Annotated in this window: 3 protein-coding genes; 2 read left to right on the forward strand and 1 reads right to left on the reverse strand. The window is 69.3% G+C overall.

The features are described 5' to 3' along the window. A partial coding sequence (locus G6022_RS05835) for an aminotransferase class III-fold pyridoxal phosphate-dependent enzyme (RefSeq protein ID WP_182691156.1) occupies positions 1-756 on the forward strand: 756 nt, incomplete at its 5' end. A 6-nt stretch (positions 757-762) separates the two neighbouring features. Then, a complete protein-coding gene (locus G6022_RS05840; protein WP_182616309.1) occupies positions 763-1194 on the forward strand; it encodes a phage holin family protein in 432 nt (143 codons plus the stop codon). Between the two features lie 143 nt (positions 1195-1337). Here G6022_RS05840 and G6022_RS05845 read toward each other — a convergent pair whose 3' ends face one another. Then, positions 1338-2393, reverse strand: a complete 1056-nt coding sequence (locus tag G6022_RS05845) for a peptidoglycan recognition family protein (RefSeq protein ID WP_347237834.1) — start codon at positions 2391-2393, stop codon at positions 1338-1340. Positions 2394-2723: the final 330 nt, after the last annotated feature.

A 2723-nucleotide genomic window follows, 5' to 3' on the forward strand; every position in this document is an offset into this window, starting at 1 on the left:
ATCGCGCTGGAGGGCCCGGACCACTTCGCGGCCCTGATCATCGAGTCGGTGCCCGGCACGGTCGGGATCATGGTGCCGCCGGCCGACTACCTGCGCGGTGTGCGGGAGATCTGCGACAAGTACGGGATCGTCATGATCTGTGACGAGGTCATGTCCGGCTTCGGGCGCACCGGCGCCTGGCTGGCCCTGGACAACTTCCGGTCCGGAGACGACGACTGGGCCCCCGACCTCATCACCTTTGCCAAGGGTTCCAACTCCGGCTACGTCCCCCTGGGCGGGGTGATCCTGCACGACCGGATCGCCGCCTCCTTCGAGACCACCCCCTACACCGGTGGCCTGACCTACGCCGGGCACCCGCTGGCCTGCGCCTCCGTGGTGGCCACGATCAACCTGATGCGTGACGAGAAGATCGTCGAGAACGCCCGCACGATCGGCGAGGACGTGATCGGCCCGCGCCTGCGCGAGCTCGCACGGACGCACCCGTCGATCGGCGAGGTCCGCGGCCTGGGAGTGTTCTGGGCCGTGGAGATGGTGGCCGACCGCGAGACACGCGAGCCCCTCGCCCCCTACGGTGGGACATCGGAGGCCATGGCCAGGACCTTCGCCGCCGCCAAGTCCGACGGCGTGCTGTTGTTCATGAATTACAACCGATTCCACATCGTTCCGCCCTGCATCATCACGGCCGACGAGGCGAACGCGGGGCTCGATATCTTCGACCGCGCACTCGATGTGGCCGATTCCTATGTGGGGAGCTGACCGGACATGGCGCTGATACTGGGCCTGATCGTCAACGCCGTCGCCCTGTGGGTGGCGACTCTGATCGTGCCGGGGATCTCCCTGTACGAGACCGCGGGTGTCGCCGACATTGACGCCGGCGCCATCGACAATGAGGTGAGCGTGCCGACTATCGCGGCGCTGCTCATCGTGGCCGTGGTGTTCACGCTGATCAACGCGGTGATCAAGCCGATCGTGCAGCTGCTGTCGCTGCCGCTGACCATCCTCACGCTGGGGCTGTTCCTGCTGGTGATCAACGCGCTGATGCTCATGCTCACCAGCTGGGTCACCACGACGTTCCAGCTGTTCGGTGCCGAGTACCTGGTGAGCGGGTTCTGGGCGGCGTTCTTCGGGGCGATCGTGATCGGCCTGGTCAACTGGGTGCTGGGCATGGTGCTCCCCACGCGCGCCCGGGACTGAGGTCCGGCCGCTGCACCGAGCCCGGCCGCTGCACCGAGCCCGGCCGCTGCACGAGAAGAGCGTTCCGCACACATCCGCCGAGCTTGGAGGCAGGTGTGCGGAACGCTCTTTTCGATGGGAGAGGTGGGTCCGTCAGACGACGCTCAGGAGCCGAAGGCGGCCGAGGAGATCGCGTTCGGGGACCAGCCGCGCGCGGCGGTGTCGCGGATGAACTGCATCTGCGGGTAGAACGAGTTGCCCGGGCAGGCGGTCCCGCCCCAGTCGCGGTGGCCCGAGACGGCCGGCATGTTGCGCGTGGCACCGCCCTGCGGGTTGCGGTAGGTGATGCCGCCCCGCGGGTTGATGCCCGTGGCCGAACAGAGGGCACGAACGCAGTCGATGGTCGCGCCCACGGCAGCGGGGGTCGGCGGCGCTCCGGTGAAGTCGCCCAGCACGCAGATCCCGATATTGCCGTTGTTGACGCCGCCCGTGTGGCCCGCGGTGACCACCGGGGGAGCGATGCCGGCGACCGGAGGCACCTGGAAGACCGGGGTCCCGCCGACGGTTCCGCCGCGGCCCTGGTAGATCCGGCCCTCCGGGTCGATGAGCAGGTGGTACCCGACGTCGCCCCAGCCCAGTGTGTTGGCGTGGTAGTTGTAGATCGCGCGCACACTCGCGGCGCGGTCCGGTCCCACGGGCGAGGCCGTGTGGTGGATCGTGATCGCCTGCGCCGGGTGGAACTGCGGTGCCCAGCGGTTCCCCGAGACGTCACCGGCGCCCCATGCCGCCCGCGGGATGATCGGCAGGCCGAGCGTTCCGACGCTGCCCAGGCTGTAGTTGCGCGGTGCAGCCCGGCCGTCGTCGAACGCGGTGGCACGGGCGCCGGCGGGAGCGTCGACCTCGTAACCCACGGACCCCTGCGGCGCGGCGACGAGATCGGACGCGGGAGTGCTGCCGCTGTCCGGGGCGGAGTCCATCGCCTCGAGCGGGAGCCAGTCGCCCACCGAGCCGTCGGGGAACGCGAACCGGATCCGGCCGGCGATCTCCTCGGCGCTGGGGAAAGTGACCCCCACGTAGCCGAGAGGGCCGTTCGGCTGGATCATCCCGCTGCCGGTCGGGACCGACTTGAGCAGGTCCTGGGCCATGCCGAGGGAACCGGTGTCGAACGGGTTGGCCCCGGCGAGGGGGCCACGGACGGAGGAGGCGACTGCGACGCCCACCCCGACTGACGCGGCGGTGAGAAACCCACGGCGTGAAACGGGCATAAGGGTGTACTCCAGACTTGTACTGCAGAAACTGACGCCTGGCATATCGGCGCGATCGACGGCCACATTACGCGCTCGGCGTAACCAAATCGAGACCTACGTTACCGAAGTGATACATGTGGCGAGTGAGGTTCATGAGGCGTATCCGGAGCCTCTACTAGGGGGAATCGGCGGGCCCGACGCCGGGCCACGGGCCTACTCGGTCACTGGCCACGCGCGCCCGGGCCCCACTCGGTCGCCGATCACGCGCGCCCGGGCCCCACTCGGTCGCCGGTCACGCGCGCC

The organism is Dietzia sp. Cai40 (assembly GCF_014145165.1).
Lineage (GTDB): Bacteria > Actinomycetota > Actinomycetes > Mycobacteriales > Mycobacteriaceae > Dietzia > Dietzia natronolimnaea.

Excerpts from the sequence above, each read along its gene's own strand:
- G6022_RS05840 (WP_182616309.1), top strand. The coding sequence starts at position 763 with ATGGCGCTGATACTGGGCCTGATCGTCAACGCCGTCGCCCTGTGGGTG.